We start from the raw sequence: 20,004 nt of genomic DNA, 5'->3' as shown, positions 1-20,004 counted from the left end.
TCAATATTTATTTTTTTACTATTTTTGCTGAAATTATAAGGTATGTTTGTAAGCGTTAATACCATAATCTTAAAATAACAAAAATGATATTACCAATAGTAGGATATGGAGATCCTGTCTTGAGAAAAGTAGGTGAGGAAATCACTGCCGAATATCCAAATTTGAAAGAAACAATTGCAAACATGTACGAAACGATGTACAATGCCTATGGAGTTGGGCTCGCCGCCCCACAAGTAGCTTTATCTATTCGTCTATTTGTTATCGATACAACCCCCTTTGGAGAAGACGAAGATTTGTCCAATGAGGAGCAAGATGAATTAAAGAATTTTAAAAGAACGTTCATTAATGCCAAAATCCTAATGGAAGAAGGTGAAGAATGGGGTTTCAATGAAGGTTGTCTTAGTATTCCAGAAGTTCGTGAAGACGTTTTTAGAAAAGAAAAAATCACGATTGAATACTATGATGAAGATTTCAACAAAAGAACAGAAGTATTCGATGGTTTGGTAGCAAGAGTAATACAACATGAATACGACCACATTGAAGGGGTTTTATTTACCGATTTGATTTCATCATTAAAAAAGCAATTGATTAAAAAGAAACTTAAAAATATTATGGAAGGCAAAGTTCGTCCAGACTATAAAATGAATATTTTTAATGTAAAAAGAAATAGATAAATTGACAATTATGAATTTATCGTATAGAAAATAACAATAAAATTTACAATATTAAAAAATGAATTTAGAAAAAATATTATCTATTTCAGGAAAACCAGGATTATTTGCATTAAAAGTTCAAACCCGTTCAGGATTTGTAGCAGAATCTTTGCTTGACGGGAAAAAAATTACTGTTGGAATGAGAAGCAATGTGAGTTTATTGTCAGAAATCTCAATGTACACGCACAATGCTGAGAAACCATTGGCAGAAGTGATGCGTAACATAGCTATTAAAGAAGATAATGGTCCAGCCATCTCTCATAAGGAAGACAATGACAAATTAGTCGCTTATTTTAAAGAAATTCTACCTGATTATGATAGCGAAAGAGTATATCCATCAGATATAAAAAAGGTTTTAAATTGGTACAATATGTTGCAAGCAAAAGGGCTAGTTTCAAAAGAAGTACCCGTTAAAGAAGAAGCCTCTGTTAAAGAGGAAGTTGCTACTTCCGAAGAATAAATTTTAAATCCACTTTCAATAAATTAATCCTGTCAAGTTCTATTTACTGACAGGGTTTCTTATTTTTAGAAAAAATCATTTCCAATGAATTCCAGACAACATCAACTACAAGCTTTCGAAAGACTATTAAACATTATGGATGATTTGCGAGAAAAATGTCCCTGGGACAAAAAGCAAACCTTGCAGAGTTTGAGACATCTAACGATAGAAGAAACCTATGAATTGGGAGATGCTATTTTGGACAATGATTTGAATGAAGTCAAAAAAGAATTAGGGGATGTATTATTGCACATTGTTTTTTATGCAAAAATAGGTAGCGAAACCAATGATTTTGACATAGCGGATGTTTGTAATGAAATTTGCGAAAAGTTAATTCACCGTCACCCACATATTTACAGTGATGTGATTGTAAAAGATGAGGAAGAAGTAAAGCAAAATTGGGAAAAATTAAAACTCAAAGAAGGAAAAAAATCAGTTTTGGAAGGCGTTCCCAAAAGTTTACCGGCATTGGTTAAAGCAAGCCGAATTCAGGATAAAGTAAAAGGAGTTGGTTTTGATTGGGAAGAGTCGCATCAAGTTTGGGACAAAGTTCAGGAAGAGTTGACGGAACTGCAAGTTGAGGTTGAAGCAGGGGATCAGGATAAAATAGAAGCAGAGTTTGGAGACGTATTATTTTCCATGATTAATTATGCCCGGTTTTTAGATGTTAATCCAGAAGATGCTTTGGAACGGACTAATAAAAAATTCATCAAACGGTTCCAATATTTAGAAAGTAAGGCTGGAGAATTGGGCAAACCTTTAATGGACATGACTTTGGCAGAAATGGATGTTTTTTGGGAAGAGGCGAAGCGTCTTCCAAATAAACAGTAATAGGAAATTTTTGATTTTCAAATATCCAAAAAATTTGGGAGGAAGCGAAGCGTCTTCCAAATAAACAGGAATAGGGAAATCAAAGATTTTCAAATATTTAAAAATTGGGAAGAGGCGAAGCGTCTTTCAAATAAACAGGAATAGGAAATCTTTGATTTTAAATAACTAAAAATTTGGGAAGAGGCGAAGCGTCTTCCAAATAAAGAGGAAAATATTTGAATTTATTAAGGCCTGAAATTTTAGGGTTAAGCTAAAAGCGAATTGCTTATTCCGCTATTTTTTTAAGCTTGTTGATGTCTTTTAATACAATCTTTTTACCAGACAATTCAATCAAACCTAATTTGTTAAAATCGGATAATAGCCGAATACAACTTTCTGTTGCGGTTCCTATCATTCCGGATAATTCTTCTCTAGAAAGCTGTATAACTAATGATCCGTCCACATTCTTGCCAAAAGTTTCTTCTAGGTAAATTAAGGTTTCGGCTAACCGTTCTTTTACACTTTTTTGAGCCATTGAAACCATGTGGTCATCAGAGTCTTTCAAATCGCTACAAATGGTTTTCATCACATTCATAGAAAACTGGTTGTTTTTATCAAAGAAACCCATTACTTCAGATTTTGGTATGAAACAAACTTCCATATCTTCAAGGGCTACCGCACTCAAATTTACGGGTTCATCACTAATCATCGAGCGTTGCCCAAGCAATTCTCCCTTTTTAATTAACTTGACAATATGATCCTTACCATTTGGACTCAGTTTTGTGAGTTTACAAATGCCATCTTTTACACAATAAATACCATTTATGTTTTCGCCTTCTTCAAAAATGACTTCACCTTTTTTTATGGTATGAGATGTTTTACAATCAGAAAGCTTCAGAAGTTCATCTTTATTAAGCGCTTTTAAAGAGCTAAATTCTCTCACAATACATTGGTCACACTTGCTCATATTAAAAAAGGTTTTTGGTAAGGCAAAGTTAATCATTTATATGATAATTATCATATTTTTAGGTCATTCAATTTGCAATCTTTGTATCAGGTAAAATGAGCATAGTTATGGACACACAAAACTGTTTCCATTGCGGTTTAGATATAGTAAAAACAGAAGAGATTATTTTTGACGAAAAAGAATTTTGTTGTAACGGTTGCAAAACGGTCTATGAAATTTTTAGTCTCAATGATATGACTTGTTATTACGATTTTGAAAAATCGCCTGGAGCAACCCCTTTAGATATTAATGGTAAATTTGATTTTTTAGACAATGAAAGTATCGTTTCAAAACTTTTGGAATTCCAGGAGGATACAACCGCAATTGTTTCACTTAACATTCCTCATATTCATTGCAGTTCGTGTATTTGGATTTTGGAAAATTTACAGCGTCTTCAAAAAGGAATAAGCACTTCGCAGGTTAATTTTCCTGAAAAAAAAGTCAGGATTTCCTATAATCCCGAAATCGTTTCGTTAAAAACAATTGTTTATTTATTAAGTTCCATTGGCTACGAACCTTATATTAGTCTGGAAAATTATGAAACGGGAAAGAATAATGTCGATAGAAGTTTAACTTATAAGCTAGGAATAGCCTTCTTTTGTTTCGGCAATATCATGTTGCTTTCGTTTCCAGAATATTTTGAGGTAAAAGAGTTTTGGTTAGACCAATACCGTGGTTTTTTTAGATGGTTAATATTTGCATTGTCCTTACCAAGTTTTTTCTATTCTGCCAGCGGATATTATGTTTCTGCTTATAAAAGTATCAAATCTAAGATGCTTAACATTGACATCCCAATTGCTTTGGGTATTGTCATTTTTTTTATCAGAAGTACTTTTGATATAGTCATGGATTATGGCTCGGGATTTTTTGACAGTCTCACGGGTTTGATTTTTTTCATGCTTTTAGGAAAAATGTTCCAAATTAAAACGTACAGTTTTTTGAGTTTTGAAAGGGATTTTAAATCCTATTTTCCCATTGCAATTACACGAATTAATTTGGATACCTCAGAAGAAAGTGTTCCGGTCTATGATGTTCAAAAAGGCGATAGATTGTTGATTCGGAACCAAGAGTTGATTCCCGTTGACGGGATTTTAATTTCTGAAAAAGCTGAAATTGATTATAGTTTTGTGACTGGCGAAGCTATTCCGATCACTAAAAAATCTGGAGATAAAGTATTTGCTGGAGGAAAACAAATTGGGAAAGTCATTGAAATGGACGTGTTACATTCTGTTTCTCAAAGTTATTTGACACAATTATGGAGCAATGATGTTTTTCAAAAAAATGTAGAACAAAAATACAAATCCATCACGGACAAAATCAGTCATTATTTTACGCCAATATTACTATTAATTGCCTTTTCGGGATTTGGGTATTGGATTTTCATTGATGCGAATATTGCTTTCAATGTTTTCACGGCCGTGCTTATCGTTGCCTGCCCGTGTGCATTGGCATTAACGGCACCATTTACTTTTGGAAATATTTTACGGATTTTAGGCAAACGGAAATTCTATCTTAAAAATGCCTTGGTTATAGAACAGTTGGCCAAAGTTGACACCATTGTTTTTGATAAAACGGGAACAATTACCACAAATAAAAAATCGAATATTTCTTATGCTGGAAAAGTGCTTTCAGAAGAAAACGTATTAATGGTTAAAAATGTGCTTCGAGCTTCGAACCACCCTTTAAGCAGAATGTTGTATGACTTTTTACCTGAAATGAAAAGATTAAAATTAGACGATTTAGAAGAGATCACAGGAAAAGGCATTCGGGCAATTATAGGAGATAAAAGTATTAAAATAGGTTCCGCAGAATTTTGTTCGCTATCTATATCCGTTTCGTCTCCCACCACTCCGGGGAGTATTGGGGAAGGGAATACAGCGGTACATATCAATATAAATGAAGATTATTATGGGAAATACGTATTCAATAATCAGTATAGAGAAGGTTTAGAGGAACTTTTTAAGAATTTAAGTGAGAATTATCAAATCAAAGTATTATCGGGAGATAATGAAGGGGAGCGGACTCATTTATCGACTATTTTGCCTAAGGGAACTGAATTAATTTTCAATCAAAAACCTGAGCAAAAATTAGAATTTATAAAAAAATTACAAGAGCAAGGCAAAAATGTCATGATGGTAGGGGATGGACTGAATGATGCAGGTGCATTGGCACAAAGTAACGTGGGAATTTCAATCTCAGAAAATGTGAATGTTTTTTCCCCCGCCTGTGATGCAATTTTAGACGCAAGTGAATTTCAGAAGTTAAACTCATTCTTAAAATTGTCTAAAAATGCCATTACAACCATCAAAATGAGCTTTGCACTTTCGCTTTTGTATAATTTAGTAGGGTTGTCATTTGCCATAACTGGAAATCTGTTGCCTTTGGTTGCAGCTATTATCATGCCGTTAAGTACCATCACGATAGTGAGTTTTGTAACGTTAATGAGTAATTATTATGCGAATAACAAATAAAATTCAATTATAAAGCGTTTATAATCAAATTTTTTCACTTAAATTTAACACAAAGTTGTAAGTATGACAAATGTCATATTTTTTAAAAAATAGGAACAGTAATTTTGAAAAAACAAATTTAAAGCATGAGCGTCATTTATTTATTAATCTCCATTAGTATATTAGTTGCAATTGGGTTTTTTATTGCCTTTATAAGGGCAGTAAAAACGGGTCAATATGATGACGATTATACTCCATCGGTCAGAATGCTTTTTGACGATGAAATCATTCAGTCCAAAGTTGAAAAGTCCAAAGTCGAAAATTCAACGACTTTATGACATTTGACCAATCAATACTCTTTCAACCTTTTAATTATTCAATTTTTAAATCTTTTTAATTTATGGAAATGCAACAATTTTATTACGACAACAAAATTGTAAAGAAATTCATTTATGCTACCATCCTCTTTGGTGTAGTGGGGATGTTAGTTGGGCTAATATTGGCCTTTATGTTTCTTTTTCCAAACCTGACTGACGGTATATCTTGGTTAAGTTTTGGACGATTGAGACCTTTACATACTAATGCAGTTATTTTTGCCTTTGTGGGAAATGCCATGTTTGCAGGAATTTATTACTCTTTACAGCGTTTGTTGAAAGCAAGGATGTTCAGTGATTTATTGAGTAACCTTCACTTTTGGGGTTGGCAATTAATTATTGTTGCAGCTGCCATTTCTTTGCCATTGGGGTATAGCACGTCAAAAGAATATGCGGAATTAGAATGGCCAATAGATATTGCTATTGCTTTAATTTGGGTTGCTTTTGGAATCAACATGATTGGTACAATTTTAAAAAGAAGGGAGCGCCATTTGTATGTAGCCATTTGGTTTTACATTGCCACTTTTGTTACTGTTGCGGTTTTGCATATTTTCAATAGTTTAGAATTACCCGTCTCTGCACTAAAAAGTTATTCTGTTTATGCCGGAGTTCAAGATGCTTTGGTACAATGGTGGTACGGTCATAATGCAGTAGCTTTTTTCTTGACAACACCATTCTTAGGATTGATGTATTACTTTGTGCCGAAAGTGGCTAATCGTCCAGTATATTCGTACCGATTATCAATTGTACATTTCTGGTCATTAATATTTTTGTATATCTGGGCTGGACCGCACCACTTGTTATATTCAGCATTACCAAACTGGGCACAGAATTTAGGGGTTGTATTTTCTATCATGTTAATTGCTCCATCTTGGGGAGGTATGATAAACGGACTTTTAACTCTAAGAGGGGTTTGGGATAAAGTACGTGTGGAGCCTGTTTTGAAATTCTTTGTCGTGGCGATTACAGGATATGGAATGGCAACTTTTGAAGGACCTATGTTGTCTCTTAAAAATGTAAATGCGATTGCACATTATACCGATTGGATTATTGCTCACGTTCACGTAGGTGCATTAGCTTGGAACGGATTTATGGCTTTTGGTATTATTTATTGGTTAATTCCTAGAATGTCTAAAAGTACATTGTATTCGACTAAATTGGCCAATTTCCATTTTTGGATTGGAACCTTGGGAATTATACTTTATACACTTCCAATGTATGTAGCAGGATTTACTCAGGCTTCTATGTGGAAACAATTCAATCCAGACGGAACCCTAACCTATGGTAATTTCCTTGAAACAGTTACTCAAATCATGCCAATGTATTGGATGAGAGCCATTGGTGGTTGTCTTTATTTAATTGGAATGTTGACCTTGGTTTACAATATCATTCAAACAGTAAGGTCAGGAGCTACAATTGAAGACGAATTAGCCGAAGCTCCCGAATTACAAAAAATTTCCACAGGAAGAATCAAAGGGGAAAAATACCATGCTTGGTTAGAAAGAAAACCAATACAATTAACCATTTTTGCTGTAATTGCCATTCTAATTGGAGGAGTTGTTCAAATTGTTCCTACCATTATGGTAAAATCTAATATTCCAACCATTGCTAGTGTAAAACCGTATTCTCCATTAGAACTAGAGGGTCGTGATTTATACATTCGTGAAGGTTGTGTTGGTTGTCACTCTCAATCCGTTCGCCCTTTCCGTAGCGAAGTGGAACGTTATGGACCACAATCTAAAGCTGGAGAATTTGTATACGACCATCCATTTTTATGGGGATCAAAACGTACTGGTCCGGATTTGTTAAGAGAAGGAGGGAAATACAATGACAATTGGCATTTTAATCACTTTTGGAGTCCACAAAGTATTTCGACTGGTTCCATAATGCCTGCCTATAAATGGCTATTTGACAACAAGCCACTAGATATTTCATTGACCGAAAAGAAAATGAAAGCTATGGTTACGCTTGGTGTTCCTTATACAGATGCCCAAATCGCTAATGGATTAAAAGACTTAAGAACGCAAGCCATACAAATTGAAGAGAGTCTTAAAAATGATCCTGATTTTGTAAAAAGTTATGACGACAGCAAGAAAAAAGCGGAAGCCAAAGGTGAAAAATTCGTTCCTATGAATGAAAGAGAAATTGTAGCCTTGATAGCATACATTCAAAGACTTGGCACTGATATTAAAGTGAAAGATAATTCTAAATAATAAAGTCATGTTCGAACAAATAAAACATAATATGGAAACTATCGAAGGAGTTGCCATATACCCAATAGTGTCGCTGCTGATTTTCTTTGCCTTTTTTGTTGGGTTGGGCATTTGGGTTTCATCATACAAAAAAGAAAAAATTAAAGAGATGAGCCAAATTCCATTAGAAAATTAATTTCAAATGTATGTTGTCATGAATTAGTTTAACAAGAATATAAATTTTTAGAAAATCAAATAATAATCATTCCAGTTTCGACCCCCTTTCCTTCGGATGGGAATGGGAGGGAGAAGCTTTAAATATAAAAAAATGAAAAAATTAATCCCAGCATATTTAAGAGTACCACTAATTTTCTTTATTATTTTTGGTGCAATGGAATATTTCATAGATTCTGGTGATAAACCAGCTTTTATAAAATTCCCAATGGTTTCTGTCTTCTTATTGGTATTTCTTTTCCTTTTAATAGCAATTGAAATTACGCTAAATGCGGTTGATACGATTACCTATCAATTACTTACTGAAGAACAGAAAGCAAAATTAGATGAAGCAAACAGTTTAAGCTTTAAGGACAGCAAATGGTTTAAAAACCTAATAAAAGGACTTACTCAATCCGAGTCTATTGAAAACGAATCCCAGTTACTGTTACATCACGATTATGATGGTATCAAGGAGTTAGACAATAATTTACCGCCATGGTGGGTATATTTATTCTATGGTTGTATTGTTTTTTCAGCAGTTTATTTAGTTCGATTTGAGATTATGGGTGGTGACAATCAGGAAACGGAACTCAAAAATGAAATGGCTCAAGCCAAAATTGAAGTGGCTGCCTATATGAAGACCGCTCCCGATATGATGGACGAGAAAACGGTAACCCTATTGACGGATCCAGCTGATTTGTCAATTGGTAAAGAAATTTTCACAACTAATTGTGTTGCTTGTCACAGAGCGGATGCAGGTGGACAAATTGGACCAAATTTAACAGATGACCATTGGGTTTTAGGTGGCGGAATTAAAAATGTATTTCATACAATTGCAAATGGAGGTCGAGATGGAAAGGGAATGATTGCTTGGAAAGCCACGCTTAAACCAAAAGATATTCAGCATGTAGCCAGTTATGTTCTATCTTTACAAGGAAGTAATCCAAAAGATCCAAAGGCACCAGATGGTGAAATTTGGGTTGAGGGAGGTACACCTACAACAAATGCTGCTGCTGTAATTACAAATACAGATAGTACTCAAGTTAAAAAATAAATAAAATGTCAAAATTACCAGACGAAGCCTTTAGAGATACCATCGGAACGATTGATGATGAGGGACATAGAAAGTTTATTTTTCCTAAAAAACCGTCTGGTAAGTTTTATGAATACAGAAAGTGGGTTAGTTATTTTTTGTTATTGGTTCTTATTGCCAATCCTTTTATAAAGATCAATGGCAATCAGTTCATGATGTTTAATGTATTAGAAAGGAGATTTAATATTTTTGGGTTTCCATTTTGGCCACAAGATTTTTATTTGTTCGTTCTTTTTATGATTGTTGGAGTTGTTTTTGTCATTCTATTTACGGTGATTTTTGGGCGTATATTTTGTGGATGGATTTGTCCCCAAACGATATTTTTAGAAATGGTTTTTCGCAGGATAGAGTATTGGATAGAAGGGGATCGGGGTGCTCAAATTCGATTGTCTAAACAGGAATGGAATACCGAAAAAATAAGAAAGAAAGGGATTAAGTGGTTCATTTTCTTGATAATCTCTTTTTTTATTGCCAACGTATTCCTGGCTTATCTAATCAGTAGCGATGAGTTATTTAAAATGATTGAGGAAGGACCTGAAAATCATATGAGTACCTTGATTGCATTATTCATTTTTACGGGTATTTTCTATTTTATTTTTGCTTGGTTCCGAGAACAGGTTTGTATCATTGCTTGTCCATACGGAAGGTTACAAGGTGTTTTATTGGACGATAAATCCATTAATGTGTCCTATGATTTTGTTCGTGGAGAAAAAGAAGTCGGCAGAGCAAAATTCAATAAACAAGAGGATAGGGCAGCATCTGGAAAAGGAGACTGCATCGATTGTAAACAGTGTGTACACGTTTGTCCTACAGGGATTGATATCAGGAATGGGACTCAATTGGAGTGTATAAATTGTACCGCTTGTATTGATGAATGCGATACAATCATGGAAGGAGTCGGTTTGCCAAAAGGTTTAATTCGATATGCCTCTGAAGATGAAATTGAGAAAAAATCCAAATTCAAATTCACTACGCGAATGAAAGGGTATTCGGCCGTTTTATTTATTCTTGTTGGGATTTTGACAGGTTTATTATTTTTGCGTACTGAAGTAGAAACTACTATTTTGAGATTGCCAGGCCAATTGTATGAACATAAGGGGGACGATATTAGTAATATTTTCACCTTTAAAATCATCAATAAAACCAACACGGATTTAGATGATATACATTTTAAATTAAAAGATATAAAAGGAATAATAAACGTTGTAGGTCAACAAGAATTTAAAGTAAAAAAGCAAGGAATGAGTGGAGGAACTTTGTTTATTCAAATCCATCAATATTTATTGGAACACGACAAAACAGAGATAACAATTGAAGTTTATAATGGGAATAAAAAAATTGAAACCACTACAACGAGTTTCTTGAGTCCACGAAGTTTTGATTAAATCCCCCTAACCCCCGAATGGGGAACTCAATGAGAATAGAATTTTAATTTGTAAAAAAATGGAAAATAATAATTTAAAAGATTTAAATACTCCAACAGCAGTTCCCCCTTCGGGGGCTAGGGGGATCAACTGGGGAACATCTATAGTCATAGCATTTGCGCTTTTTATTACTTTTATTTTATATTTTATTATAAGAGTACAAACCAATTCAAAATATGATAACGAATTGGTAGTTGAAGAGTATTACAAACACGACATTCATTTTGGTGATGAAATGACTAGAATTCAAAATGCCCATGATTTAGCACAAAAGCCAGTAATTGCAGTAACTTCTGAAGGAATTACCATTAGTTTTCCAGATGTATTTTCCCCAAAAAATATTAAAGGAAAAGTGTCCCTTTACAGACCGTCTAACAAAAAATTAGATTTCGAGGTTCCGATTTCGTTATCTAGTCCAACTTTGCTCATACCTAAAATAAGTTTGGTAGGCGGTCGATGGGACATTAATATGGAATGGCAATATGAAGGGAAATCCTACTTGACCAAGGAAGTGATTTATATAAAATAAAAATAAAAGAGGATAGCTTTTGTTTTAAACCCAAATCCCATAACTCAAAACCCGCAATCCAAATGTTATATTCTGCCTTCATCTTTGGCTTAATCAGTAGCTTGCATTGCATTGGTATGTGCGGTCCTATAGCCATGATGTTGCCTGTTGACAGAGATAATCCAATAAAGAAAACCATTCAAGTATTAACCTATCATTTGGGACGATTGTCTGCCTATGCTACTATAGGGCTCGTTTTTGGATTACTGGGCAAGGGATTTTTTATGGCTGGAATTCAGCAGCAATTGTCTATATTTATTGGGATTGCCATGATTGCGGTAATTTTGATTCCAGAGAAAATTTTTGCGAAATACAATTTTTCCAAGCCTGTTTTTAAATTGATTTCAAAAATAAAAATGGCCTTAGGCAGCCAATTCAAAAATAAAAGTTACAAATCCCTATTCACCATTGGTTTGCTAAACGGTTTTTTGCCTTGCGGAATGGTCTATGTGGCACTGTTTGGAGCCATCGCCATGCAAAGCGCTACTTTTGGGATTTTATACATGATTTTGTTTGGGCTGGGTACGGTTCCTATGATGAGTAGTGTGGTGTATCTCAACTCCTTTTTATCCATTTCTTTTCGGAATAAAATTCAAAAAGCGATTCCCTATGTGGCAATAGGTATTGGAATATTATTTATTTTAAGGGGCTTAGGATTGGGGATTCCTTATGTTTCCCCCTCCAACATGAGTTTGTTTGTACAAGAGCAACCCAATTGCCATTGAGTTTTTAAATAAAGATTTACTTCGCGAAGTCCCGACTTCGTATAGTTTTTGGAGCAACCTTCTACTATAGTATGGGCAGTGGCTTTTTAAAGTTTTATTGAAAGTTCCAAATGTCCACCCAATCCCAGTTCAACAATTTTTTGCAATGTTGATAAACGCACCTCTTTTACATTGTTTTCAATTCTTGAAATATAGGACTTAGTAGTACCGCATTTAATAGCAAGTTGTTCTTGTGTCATTCCTTTTTCAAGTCGTGCTTCGTGTATTAAAACACCAAGTTTAAACTGTTCATAACCCGCATCTAATTGGTCACGTTCTGCGGTTCCTAGTTTGCCATAGTGTTTATCCTTAAACTCTGATAGCGTTTTTATGTTGTTATTTTTACTCATTTTATTTCTTTCTTTTTTGGTATTCTTGATATTGCTTCGCTAAGTTCATTTTTATATTCCTCCATTATTTTAAGTGCCTTTTCAATTTCTTTTTTCGGGGTCTTTTGCGTTTTTTTTTGAAAACCATTTGCTAATACCACAATTTTTCCTTTATCAAAAAAGCAAAATATTCTAAAAATATCGCTCGATTGTTGAATTCTAATTTCATAAAGCCCGTCCGTGTTTTCAATATGTTTAAGAAATGATTCAGGTACTTTATCAACTTCTTCTATCAAGTCAAAAGTCCAAATTATTTTGGCTCTTACTTTTTCCCTTTGCTTCACAAAGAATTCTTCAAAGTAATCTTTGTAAAATGTGATTGTTCTAGTTTTTATTTTTTCTTCCACATCTTTATAATTACAAATGTTGTACAAAAGTACAACTTTTATTTTTGCTTTTTTATTAAAGGTTGATTTTTAATGTGATGCAATGCCATAGCCCATAAAGTCAGTTCGTCTAAAAACCTCTAAACGAACTATTTTTTGTTAATTAAGAATTTACAAGGAACTCAACCCAACACTTTGCGAACCGTCCCGCTATGGGCGGGATGGTATGAGAGGCGCAGTCCGTCAGTCTCTGGCGGACCCGTCTACTCGATTAGCCGTTCGGTTTTTTATAGTTTGTATTTATAATCTTTCGATATTTTATCAATATAATTTCGAGCAACATTTAACGAAACATTATTTTCATCTTTATATGCTTTCATTGCGTTTAACTTTTCGCCTTTTCGTATATAATTCAGAACTTTTTCACTTACTTCTCCATCATTTCTATTTTCAAAAGAAATACCCCATTTGGTTAAAAATGATTTTTCAATTTCTGAAATTTTAGTTGTAGTTGTTTCAAATGTTGGATGTTTTAAATTGATTTCTTGCATCGCAATAAATGCAGGATGTTGCATTAACATTTCTTGATATTTCTGTATTTCTCGTTGATATTCTTGTTCAGCTTCTATTACTTTATTTTTTTCAGTTTCTCTTTTTTGATTTTGCAATATTTTGTATTCTGAAAATTCCTTTCTCCATTTTCTTTCCTTTTTGATTAAGAAGAAAAGGGGAGTTGCAAAAATAAAGAATACAACTATCTCCATTACAAAAGCATTTTCTGTAGGGTTAGGCAAGAAAATACTAATAAACATAATTAAAGATAAAAAACTAAAAATTGCAATTCCAAGAATTCTAAAAGGATTTGTCTTCCATTTGTCTCTAATTTTAGCTTGTTTAATATCAGCTTTTTTTATGTTAGATATTTCGTTTTCTTTTTGTTTTAAATCAAGTAGTAAATTGTCAATAGTATTTAAAACATTAGCAGAATAAACGCTTGCGTTTATTTCTGCTTTTTCTTTTATTTCGTTTAGTTTTTCAATAATTTGTTTGCTAAACAATTTGTCATTTATTTCTTCCAAAGTGTCATTAGCTTTTAATAATGAGACTTTAGTTTTTTCATAAAATCCATTTATTAAATAATTTAAAACCATTGGGTCATTAATTTTTTCCAATTGTTCAATTATTTCATTTGAATTATAAGATAAAGCTTTGTAGAATTTTTGTTCATCTTTTAATTCTTCTTGACGAATTTGATTTTCTAAAATTTTGCGATTAGTTTCATTTGCAACTTTTAGCTGATTTTTCATATCAATTAAATGAGCATTGCTTTTTCTTTGTTGAACTAATATTTGTTCACTAATTTTTCTATTCTTGTATGTGTTATATGTATTTATTACACTTACACTTCTGTCAAATGTTGAAAGACTAACGTTAATATTTTCACTCATATTTATTTTGACTTTTAGTTCTCGATTTCTCTGTGGTTGTGGTAAACTGACGGCTAACTTTCATATAGGTCTGACAAAATCAGACTTATCACCCTTAATTTGGGTAGATAGGTCTGACAAGCGTCATCTTTTTTCATTTGCTAATGTATGTATATTTTATTACAAATAATCAAAAGGACTTTTTATTTAGAGTACCCTTTTCATGCCAACGTGATTATAAATTTCAGTAGTCTTATTCTACATAACCCCCCCCAAAAAAAAAAGGATGATTAATTTGTGCGAGATACTATTTAAACACCATAAAATGATATTAAGTAGTACTTTATACTACATAAAATACATAAAAATAATGAATAAGTAGTACTTTATACTATATAAACTACATAAAAGTAATGAATAAGTAGTGCTTTATACTATATAAACTACATAAAAATGATGATTAAGTAGTACTTTATGCTACATAAACTACATAAAAATGATGAATAAGTAGTACTTTATACTATATAAACTACATAAAAATGATGAAAAAGTAGTGCTTTATACTACATAAACAGCATAAAAATGATCTTTTTAGATAAAATAGACGATATTTGTTTTTTAAAAATATGAAAAAATGAAGACTACTCCAGAGAATGCCATGAATATTCCAGATGCAGCTCCAAATACGGGAGCGCTATTAATTTCCTATTTTAAAGAAAAACGCATCCGAAAAAGTGCTTTGGCGCGAATGCTGAAAAAATCCCCAAGCACGCTGGTTAGTTTCACTAAAAATAATACCATCCAAACTACCGTGCTTTGGGAAATAAGCCACGCCTTGAAACATAATTTTTTTGCCGATATGCTGCTTCTTTTCCCGAACATTACAGCAACAATGTAAAACCAGATACTACTAAAGACGACCGAATTAAGGAACTGGAATTAGAAAACACAATTCTCAAAGCCGAAGTAGCTATTTTGGTTAAGACCCTGAAAGGATAGGTAAGGCACTTCTCCGGTTCGTTGTTCAACATTCAATTGCCAACATTCGTTATTTATATCATTAATCATTAAAAGTATTGCTATAATTCTGTGTGATTTTGTCATTGCTTCGCCTGTGCTCTTCGTTTGGGTTTCCTTTGTCGAGATGATAAACGTACTTGATAAACAGGCTTAGTACGCACGTTTTGTCATTACTTTGACAATTCGCAATCGTTCGTGTCCGATTCCAATTTTCGGCTGAAATTAGGATTCATGCCGGATTTGCTTAATTTTTTATGATTTTATGGTTGGAAGAAATTTCATCTTCATAATTTACTTTTAAAATATAAACACCTGAACTTAAATTGGAAACGTCCAATGTTTCAATGGTCAAAGGATGGTCAATGTTTAGTACTAAAACACCCATTTCGCTATAAACGCGTATATTCTGAATTCCTTTTTTGGATTCAATATGAAAAAAATCGGAAACAGGATTTGGAAATAGTTGCGTTTCATTTTCATTATAAAATGGTGCTATTCCTAGAGGAATTTGGGATTCTATTGCGCCTATATCTATAGAGCCAAGGATTCTATTTGAACCCAAAAAATCAGTTTCGTTGGGACTTATAGCTGTAGATTTGTTTCCGGAATTGATGCACGGACTTTTTGAATTCAAACTCATATTTAGGGATGTTAAAATATTGTTTGCTATATTCGGACTGGAGTAAAACGAATGAACATCTTGTTTAGTTGCTGAAACATAGGAGAAGAAATTCGTATAAATGGTATTAGGTGGAACAACAATTTTAAGGTCGTTGCTGTCATTGTTAGGTGTAAACCAACAGTTATAGTCAAACGTATTGCTGGGATTTGGATTTAAACCCTTAGCGTAACTTAAAATAATTTTTTGATTGGTTGCATAAAAAATGTTGTTTTCAATTTTGCAATTTGTTGCTTTGGTAATTTGAATTTCGCCATTTCCGCCATTGTTGGTGTCATTCTGAAAAAAAGAATTGTTGCGAATGGTAGCATTTTTAACTTGACCCGTGGTGTTTAAATTATATCCTCCAAGGTAAATTCCGCAATTTAAATTGTTATAAAAAATGTTGTTTTTAACGACAATATTCTCTGTTGTGCCGTTCTTCTCACAACCAATTTCAATCCCCAACGAATTGTTGAAACTTTCATTTTTTTCGACAGTAATATTCCAACCCCCATCAATATAAATTCCTGCGGACGAAGAGTTGGGGTTTATATTGTTATATATTTTATTGTTTTTTATGATTCCATTTCGGGCATGATCTAAACTTGGAACAGCAGATTGTCCATAATTTCCAGCCACATCAATACCAATGTTACTATTGTCCCTAACACTATTATTAATTACTGAAAAACCGTCAACATTGCCATTATGAGTCAAGCTTTCACTGTAACCGGTCACATTGTTATAAATTTTGCATTCCTCCACTGTAATATTTGTAATTGCTGTTTCTTGCGTTGTCCCTGAACCATTAACTACAAACGGGTGTGCATTCTCCAATGAAGAAGTTGGCTGAGTAGTAGATAATGGAGTCCATTTGATGTCATGGATGGTTAGGTTTACAACTTTAATATCCGTAATTCCAATAGAGGGAGAATTAAGGACGATAAAGCCTGTTGCATTTGGACACAGTAAATTTTGAAGGATTAAATTTCTAAATTCCAAATAACTGGCATCGTATACTTTTATCAATGCGGTTCCATCAGCTTTGGAGGTTCCTGTTCCGTCAATGTAAACCAAATCCGTATTGAAATTCCGAAATACGATTGGATTTCCTGCGGTTCCAGAATTGGTTACAATAATGTTTTCATTGTATGTACCCGCTTTTATAAAAATGGTGCTTCCTGCTTGTGCCGTTAAAGCTGCTTTTTGTATTGTTTTCCATGGGGTTGACAACGTAAGGCCATTGTTGGCGTCATTCCCTTTTACTTTGTCTACATAATAATTTACGGCAAAGATTAAAGTGGACTTTAAAATGAATAAGATTAAAAGGAATGTTTTTTTCATTTATTTAAACTTAATATAAAAATTAACTACAAAATGCAAAAGTCATATTTATGTTAAGTTCTTAAAATGAAGATTTTAGGCACACTAAATTATGAATTTAAATTCAGAAATGCAACACTATTAAAATAGTATTATAACAATAGGAAAGTACAGTATCTAATAAATTTACTTTTAATCAAAAAACTAAATTGTCATTGAAAACAACTGCGTTTCTGGGGCTTTTCTTTTCAATCGCAAATCAAATGCCATGCAAATATTTCGAACAAAAGGTTTTCCGGCTTCAGTAACTAAAATTCCATCGTTTTGAATAATTATCAGTCCGTCGTTTTCCATTTCTTTTAATTGAACCAAGACGTCAGGAATTTCATCAAAATAATTGGATTTTTCCTTCCAAGAAGTTTCAAATTGGCACATTAAATTCAGAATGTGTTTTCTGATAACAAGGTCTTCTTCAGTCAATAAATGGCCTCTTAAAAAAGGCAGTTTATCCCATTCTAATATCTGATAATAATCTTCAAGATTCTTCACGTTTTGGGCAAAACTGTACCAACTGTCCCCAATGGAAGATACGCCCAAGCCAATCATCAGTTGTGTTTTTGAAGAGCTATATCCCATAAAATTGCGATGTAGTTTTCCGTTTTCGAATGACTTATATAAACTGTCTGTTTTTAGTGCAAAATGATCCATTCCAATTTCCAGATAATCATTTTCATATAATAGCAGTTTGCCAACTTCATACAATTTTCTTTTCTCTTCGTCTTTAGGAACATCTTCATCTCTAAAACCGCGTTGTCCGTTCCCTTTAATCCAGGGCACATGCGCATAACTGTAAAAAGCCAGTCGGTCAGGTTGTAGTGATTTTGTTTTTTCAATTGTGTCTATGACATCGTCTAATTCTTGAAAAGGCAACCCAAAAATGATGTCGTGACCAATAGAAGTATAGCCAATTTCTCTAGCCCAAAAGGTAACTTTGGCCACGTTATGAAAAGGTTGTATGCGGTGAATTGCTTTTTGCACTTTTTCAGAGTAATCCTGGACGCCAAAACTCACTCTTCGAAAACCCAAATCATACAATTTTTGTAAATGTTCCCGAGAAGTATTGTTGGGATGACCTTCAAAACTGAATTCGTAATCTTTCGCCTTATTGGCATGACTAAAAAGACCGTTAATTAAATCCTCCAAATTTTTAGCTGAAAAAAAAGTAGGGGTTCCACCACCCAAATGAATTTCCTTTATTAGCGGTTTTTCGCCAAGAATTTTACAATATAAAGTCCATTCTTTCAGAACGGCATCAATATAAGGGTGTTCTACATTATGATTTTTGGTAATGCGTTTGTTGCATCCACAAAAAGTACACAAACTTTCGCAAAAAGGCAAGTGTATATATAAGCTGATGCCTTCGGAATGATTGCTTTCTGTAAAGGTTTTTTTTAATGTATCTACCCAATTTTGATAGGTGAAATTAGTTTCATCCCAATAAGGTACTGTAGGATAACTAGTATATCTAGGACCGGGAACATTATATTTCTGAATCAGTAAATTTTTCATCGCAAAAGTGTTTTCAATAATCAAAAGTAATACGACTTAGCAAAAATTAAAATGATAATTATCATGCTTGAAATTTTATATAAAAAAAGCGATTCAAATGAACCGCTTTAATTACAAATGATTGAATTATCTTGAAATACAATTTTGAATTATAGTTTCCCATTTTTTTGCAAGTTGATGGTCTTCATATAAACAAACTTGCCCGATTTGATCTTTTTCAATTCTATAAAATGCAAAACATTTTTTTTTGTCAGATTCCTTAAATTGAAATTGGAATTCAATTTTTTCTATGGTATCATTGGTATTTGTTTTCGTAAACAGTAGCTTACAGTTTGTTACTTTTTTTAAGTCTAAAAATAATACGTTCTCATTTGTTTCGTTTAGATCAATTAAAAGCAATCCTTTTTTTATCTCATCAATAGCCAATATTTTTTTATTTTGAATCTCATGTTGACTAAAATTATAATAATTATTCTGACTGTATTGTTCAAATAATTGGTTGATTTTTTTTCTGTTTACGACATTTGATCGGAACACAAAATAGAGAGGAATTCCAATGATAATGATAATTATGATGCCGATTATTGTTACGGATGTATCCATTTTAATTTTTTTTAAAGTTATTTATATAGCACGAAATTATGAATTGAAACAAAAACGTATCAATTCACATAACAAGATGAATCTTGTTAAATAAAAAAAAAAGACTGTAAATTACCAAAAAATATGAAAGGGAAAGAGTAGTAATGAAACCATTTCACATCGATTGATGTCCTGGCTTGCATGCGATTTATAAGGATTTAATTGGTTGGTATTTTGGATTTTGTCCAAAAATTCCCCCAACCATTTTATACAAATATAGTCGTTGACTTTATTGATTAATATTATTGAAGGATTTGCTTGCGGCTGCATAAAAGCTGATGAACCAATCTGATCTTCAGTATATAGAGAACTTGAATGTAGTTGTTGAATTTTAACATCTACAACACGGTTTACATTGAAAGCTAATAAAAGCATCAACCATAGTCCAATAATACCCACTATTTTCCTTGTATAAACCATTTGGCAAAATTAATTGTTTTATTAAGGGTTTACTAATAATATTTAATAAATGAAAGTTAAATTCAATTGCGTTTTCTTAAAAAAAAACTCGAACTACAAGTAGAACGAGGTTTTAAAT

The 20,004-nt window shown here is 32.9% G+C and carries 20 protein-coding genes; 12 read left to right on the top strand and 8 right to left on the bottom strand.

Annotated elements, in window-relative coordinates; all coding sequences use genetic code 11:
* Nucleotides 1-83 precede the first annotated feature (83 nt).
* The 3 genes from def (at nucleotide 84) to mazG (ending at nucleotide 2,043) form a co-directional block, all read left to right on the top strand.
* Nucleotides 84-674 carry a peptide deformylase gene (def, locus tag DB895_RS04300; protein WP_116724134.1) on the top strand — a complete coding sequence of 197 codons (591 nt, stop codon included), beginning with the start codon at nucleotides 84-86 and terminating at the stop codon, nucleotides 672-674.
* Between the two features lie 58 nt (nucleotides 675-732).
* A complete protein-coding gene (locus DB895_RS04295) occupies nucleotides 733-1,173 on the top strand; it encodes a DUF5606 family protein (RefSeq protein ID WP_116724133.1) in 441 nt (146 codons plus the stop codon).
* An 84-nt stretch (nucleotides 1,174-1,257) separates the two neighbouring features.
* Nucleotides 1,258-2,043 carry a nucleoside triphosphate pyrophosphohydrolase gene (gene mazG / locus DB895_RS04290; RefSeq protein ID WP_116724132.1) on the top strand — a complete coding sequence of 262 codons (786 nt, stop codon included), beginning with the start codon at nucleotides 1,258-1,260 and terminating at the stop codon, nucleotides 2,041-2,043.
* A gap of 265 nt (nucleotides 2,044-2,308) precedes the next feature.
* Here the strand turns inward: mazG and DB895_RS04285 are convergent, their stop codons facing one another.
* A complete protein-coding gene (locus tag DB895_RS04285; RefSeq protein ID WP_116724131.1) occupies nucleotides 2,309-2,989 on the bottom strand; it encodes a Crp/Fnr family transcriptional regulator in 681 nt (226 codons plus the stop codon).
* 107 nt (nucleotides 2,990-3,096) lie between these two features.
* On the opposite strand from DB895_RS04285, the gene DB895_RS04280 reads away from it, so the two are divergent.
* The 8 genes from DB895_RS04280 (at nucleotide 3,097) to DB895_RS04245 (ending at nucleotide 12,070) form a co-directional block, all read left to right on the top strand.
* On the top strand, nucleotides 3,097-5,499 hold the full coding sequence (locus DB895_RS04280; protein ID WP_116724130.1) for a heavy metal translocating P-type ATPase: 2,403 nt from the start codon (nucleotides 3,097-3,099) through the stop codon (nucleotides 5,497-5,499).
* Nucleotides 5,500-5,624: 125 nt separating this feature from the next.
* Nucleotides 5,625-5,816 (top strand): cbb3-type cytochrome oxidase assembly protein CcoS, encoded by a 192-nt coding sequence (ccoS, locus tag DB895_RS04275; protein ID WP_116724129.1) that lies wholly within the window; start codon nucleotides 5,625-5,627, stop codon nucleotides 5,814-5,816.
* Between the two features lie 62 nt (nucleotides 5,817-5,878).
* Nucleotides 5,879-8,065, top strand: coding sequence for a cytochrome-c oxidase, cbb3-type subunit I (gene ccoN, locus DB895_RS04270; protein WP_116724128.1), 2,187 nt, complete (start codon nucleotides 5,879-5,881; stop codon nucleotides 8,063-8,065).
* A 31-nt stretch (nucleotides 8,066-8,096) separates the two neighbouring features.
* Complete coding sequence (locus DB895_RS04265) at nucleotides 8,097-8,240, top strand: CcoQ/FixQ family Cbb3-type cytochrome c oxidase assembly chaperone (protein WP_394336323.1); 144 nt, start codon at nucleotides 8,097-8,099, stop codon at nucleotides 8,238-8,240.
* A 132-nt stretch (nucleotides 8,241-8,372) separates the two neighbouring features.
* Nucleotides 8,373-9,314: a cbb3-type cytochrome c oxidase N-terminal domain-containing protein gene (locus DB895_RS04260; protein ID WP_116724268.1), complete on the top strand. Its 942-nt coding sequence runs from the start codon at nucleotides 8,373-8,375 to the stop codon at nucleotides 9,312-9,314.
* A 5-nt stretch (nucleotides 9,315-9,319) separates the two neighbouring features.
* Nucleotides 9,320-10,738 carry a cytochrome c oxidase accessory protein CcoG gene (ccoG, locus tag DB895_RS04255; RefSeq protein ID WP_116724126.1) on the top strand — a complete coding sequence of 473 codons (1,419 nt, stop codon included), beginning with the start codon at nucleotides 9,320-9,322 and terminating at the stop codon, nucleotides 10,736-10,738.
* A 58-nt stretch (nucleotides 10,739-10,796) separates the two neighbouring features.
* Nucleotides 10,797-11,306 (top strand): FixH family protein, encoded by a 510-nt coding sequence (locus DB895_RS04250; protein ID WP_116724125.1) that lies wholly within the window; start codon nucleotides 10,797-10,799, stop codon nucleotides 11,304-11,306.
* 62 nt (nucleotides 11,307-11,368) lie between these two features.
* The gene (locus tag DB895_RS04245; protein WP_116724124.1) at nucleotides 11,369-12,070 is read left to right on the top strand and encodes a sulfite exporter TauE/SafE family protein; all 702 of its coding nucleotides are present in this window, start codon (nucleotides 11,369-11,371) and stop codon (nucleotides 12,068-12,070) included.
* An 86-nt stretch (nucleotides 12,071-12,156) separates the two neighbouring features.
* Here the strand turns inward: DB895_RS04245 and DB895_RS04240 are convergent, their stop codons facing one another.
* From DB895_RS04240 to DB895_RS04230, 3 genes are all read right to left on the bottom strand, one after another.
* The gene (locus DB895_RS04240; protein WP_116724123.1) at nucleotides 12,157-12,459 is read right to left on the bottom strand and encodes a helix-turn-helix domain-containing protein; all 303 of its coding nucleotides are present in this window, start codon (nucleotides 12,457-12,459) and stop codon (nucleotides 12,157-12,159) included.
* Nucleotides 12,456-12,845 (bottom strand): type II toxin-antitoxin system RelE/ParE family toxin, encoded by a 390-nt coding sequence (locus tag DB895_RS04235; protein WP_116724122.1) that lies wholly within the window; start codon nucleotides 12,843-12,845, stop codon nucleotides 12,456-12,458. The genes DB895_RS04240 and DB895_RS04235 overlap by 4 nt, the downstream gene beginning before the upstream one ends.
* 266 nt (nucleotides 12,846-13,111) lie before the next feature.
* Entirely contained in the window at nucleotides 13,112-14,272 is a 1,161-nt protein-coding gene (locus DB895_RS04230) for a hypothetical protein (RefSeq protein ID WP_116724121.1), read from the bottom strand.
* Nucleotides 14,273-14,885: 613 nt separating this feature from the next.
* On the opposite strand from DB895_RS04230, the gene DB895_RS04225 reads away from it, so the two are divergent.
* A complete protein-coding gene (locus DB895_RS04225) occupies nucleotides 14,886-15,149 on the top strand; it encodes a hypothetical protein (RefSeq protein ID WP_116724120.1) in 264 nt (87 codons plus the stop codon).
* 366 nt (nucleotides 15,150-15,515) lie between these two features.
* Here DB895_RS04225 and DB895_RS04220 read toward each other — a convergent pair whose 3' ends face one another.
* The 4 genes from DB895_RS04220 to DB895_RS04205 all read right to left on the bottom strand — a co-directional run bounded on the left by DB895_RS04220 (nucleotide 15,516) and on the right by DB895_RS04205 (nucleotide 19,886).
* Nucleotides 15,516-17,276, bottom strand: coding sequence for a T9SS type A sorting domain-containing protein (locus DB895_RS04220; RefSeq protein WP_116724119.1), 1,761 nt, complete (start codon nucleotides 17,274-17,276; stop codon nucleotides 15,516-15,518).
* A 183-nt stretch (nucleotides 17,277-17,459) separates the two neighbouring features.
* On the bottom strand, nucleotides 17,460-18,824 hold the full coding sequence (gene hemN, locus DB895_RS04215) for an oxygen-independent coproporphyrinogen III oxidase (protein WP_116724118.1): 1,365 nt from the start codon (nucleotides 18,822-18,824) through the stop codon (nucleotides 17,460-17,462).
* A 126-nt stretch (nucleotides 18,825-18,950) separates the two neighbouring features.
* Nucleotides 18,951-19,427: a hypothetical protein gene (locus DB895_RS14205; RefSeq protein ID WP_116724117.1), complete on the bottom strand. Its 477-nt coding sequence runs from the start codon at nucleotides 19,425-19,427 to the stop codon at nucleotides 18,951-18,953.
* Nucleotides 19,428-19,538: 111 nt separating this feature from the next.
* Entirely contained in the window at nucleotides 19,539-19,886 is a 348-nt protein-coding gene (locus tag DB895_RS04205) for a hypothetical protein (protein WP_116724116.1), read from the bottom strand.
* Nucleotides 19,887-20,004: the final 118 nt, after the last annotated feature.

This window comes from Flavobacterium psychrotolerans, assembly GCF_003097635.1.
Taxonomy (GTDB): domain Bacteria; phylum Bacteroidota; class Bacteroidia; order Flavobacteriales; family Flavobacteriaceae; genus Flavobacterium; species Flavobacterium psychrotolerans.
The sequence above is the reverse complement of the archived record's forward strand: the minus strand, read 5'-3'. Positions and strand labels throughout refer to the sequence as shown.

Bases quoted from the DNA above. Each gene is read 5' to 3' on its own strand.
- DB895_RS04285 (WP_116724131.1), bottom strand. From the start codon at position 2,989: ATGAGCAAGTGTGACCAATGTATTGTGAGAGAATTTAGCTCTTTAAAA.
- DB895_RS04260 (WP_116724268.1), top strand. From the start codon at position 8,373: ATGAAAAAATTAATCCCAGCATATTTAAGAGTACCACTAATTTTCTTT.
- hemN (WP_116724118.1), bottom strand. From the start codon at position 18,824: ATGAAAAATTTACTGATTCAGAAATATAATGTTCCCGGTCCTAGATAT.
- ccoN (WP_116724128.1), top strand. From the start codon at position 5,879: ATGGAAATGCAACAATTTTATTACGACAACAAAATTGTAAAGAAATTC.
- DB895_RS04220 (WP_116724119.1), bottom strand. From the start codon at position 17,276: ATGAAAAAAACATTCCTTTTAATCTTATTCATTTTAAAGTCCACTTTA.
- DB895_RS04250 (WP_116724125.1), top strand. From the start codon at position 10,797: ATGGAAAATAATAATTTAAAAGATTTAAATACTCCAACAGCAGTTCCC.
- DB895_RS04295 (WP_116724133.1), top strand. From the start codon at position 733: ATGAATTTAGAAAAAATATTATCTATTTCAGGAAAACCAGGATTATTT.
- DB895_RS04280 (WP_116724130.1), top strand. From the start codon at position 3,097: ATGGACACACAAAACTGTTTCCATTGCGGTTTAGATATAGTAAAAACA.
- DB895_RS04230 (WP_116724121.1), bottom strand. From the start codon at position 14,272: ATGAGTGAAAATATTAACGTTAGTCTTTCAACATTTGACAGAAGTGTA.
- DB895_RS04240 (WP_116724123.1), bottom strand. From the start codon at position 12,459: ATGAGTAAAAATAACAACATAAAAACGCTATCAGAGTTTAAGGATAAA.
- ccoS (WP_116724129.1), top strand. From the start codon at position 5,625: ATGAGCGTCATTTATTTATTAATCTCCATTAGTATATTAGTTGCAATT.
- def (WP_116724134.1), top strand. From the start codon at position 84: ATGATATTACCAATAGTAGGATATGGAGATCCTGTCTTGAGAAAAGTA.
- mazG (WP_116724132.1), top strand. From the start codon at position 1,258: ATGAATTCCAGACAACATCAACTACAAGCTTTCGAAAGACTATTAAAC.
- DB895_RS04245 (WP_116724124.1), top strand. From the start codon at position 11,369: ATGTTATATTCTGCCTTCATCTTTGGCTTAATCAGTAGCTTGCATTGC.
- DB895_RS14205 (WP_116724117.1), bottom strand. From the start codon at position 19,427: ATGGATACATCCGTAACAATAATCGGCATCATAATTATCATTATCATT.
- ccoG (WP_116724126.1), top strand. From the start codon at position 9,320: ATGTCAAAATTACCAGACGAAGCCTTTAGAGATACCATCGGAACGATT.
- DB895_RS04225 (WP_116724120.1), top strand. From the start codon at position 14,886: ATGAAGACTACTCCAGAGAATGCCATGAATATTCCAGATGCAGCTCCA.
- DB895_RS04265 (WP_394336323.1), top strand. From the start codon at position 8,097: ATGGAAACTATCGAAGGAGTTGCCATATACCCAATAGTGTCGCTGCTG.
- DB895_RS04205 (WP_116724116.1), bottom strand. From the start codon at position 19,886: ATGGTTTATACAAGGAAAATAGTGGGTATTATTGGACTATGGTTGATG.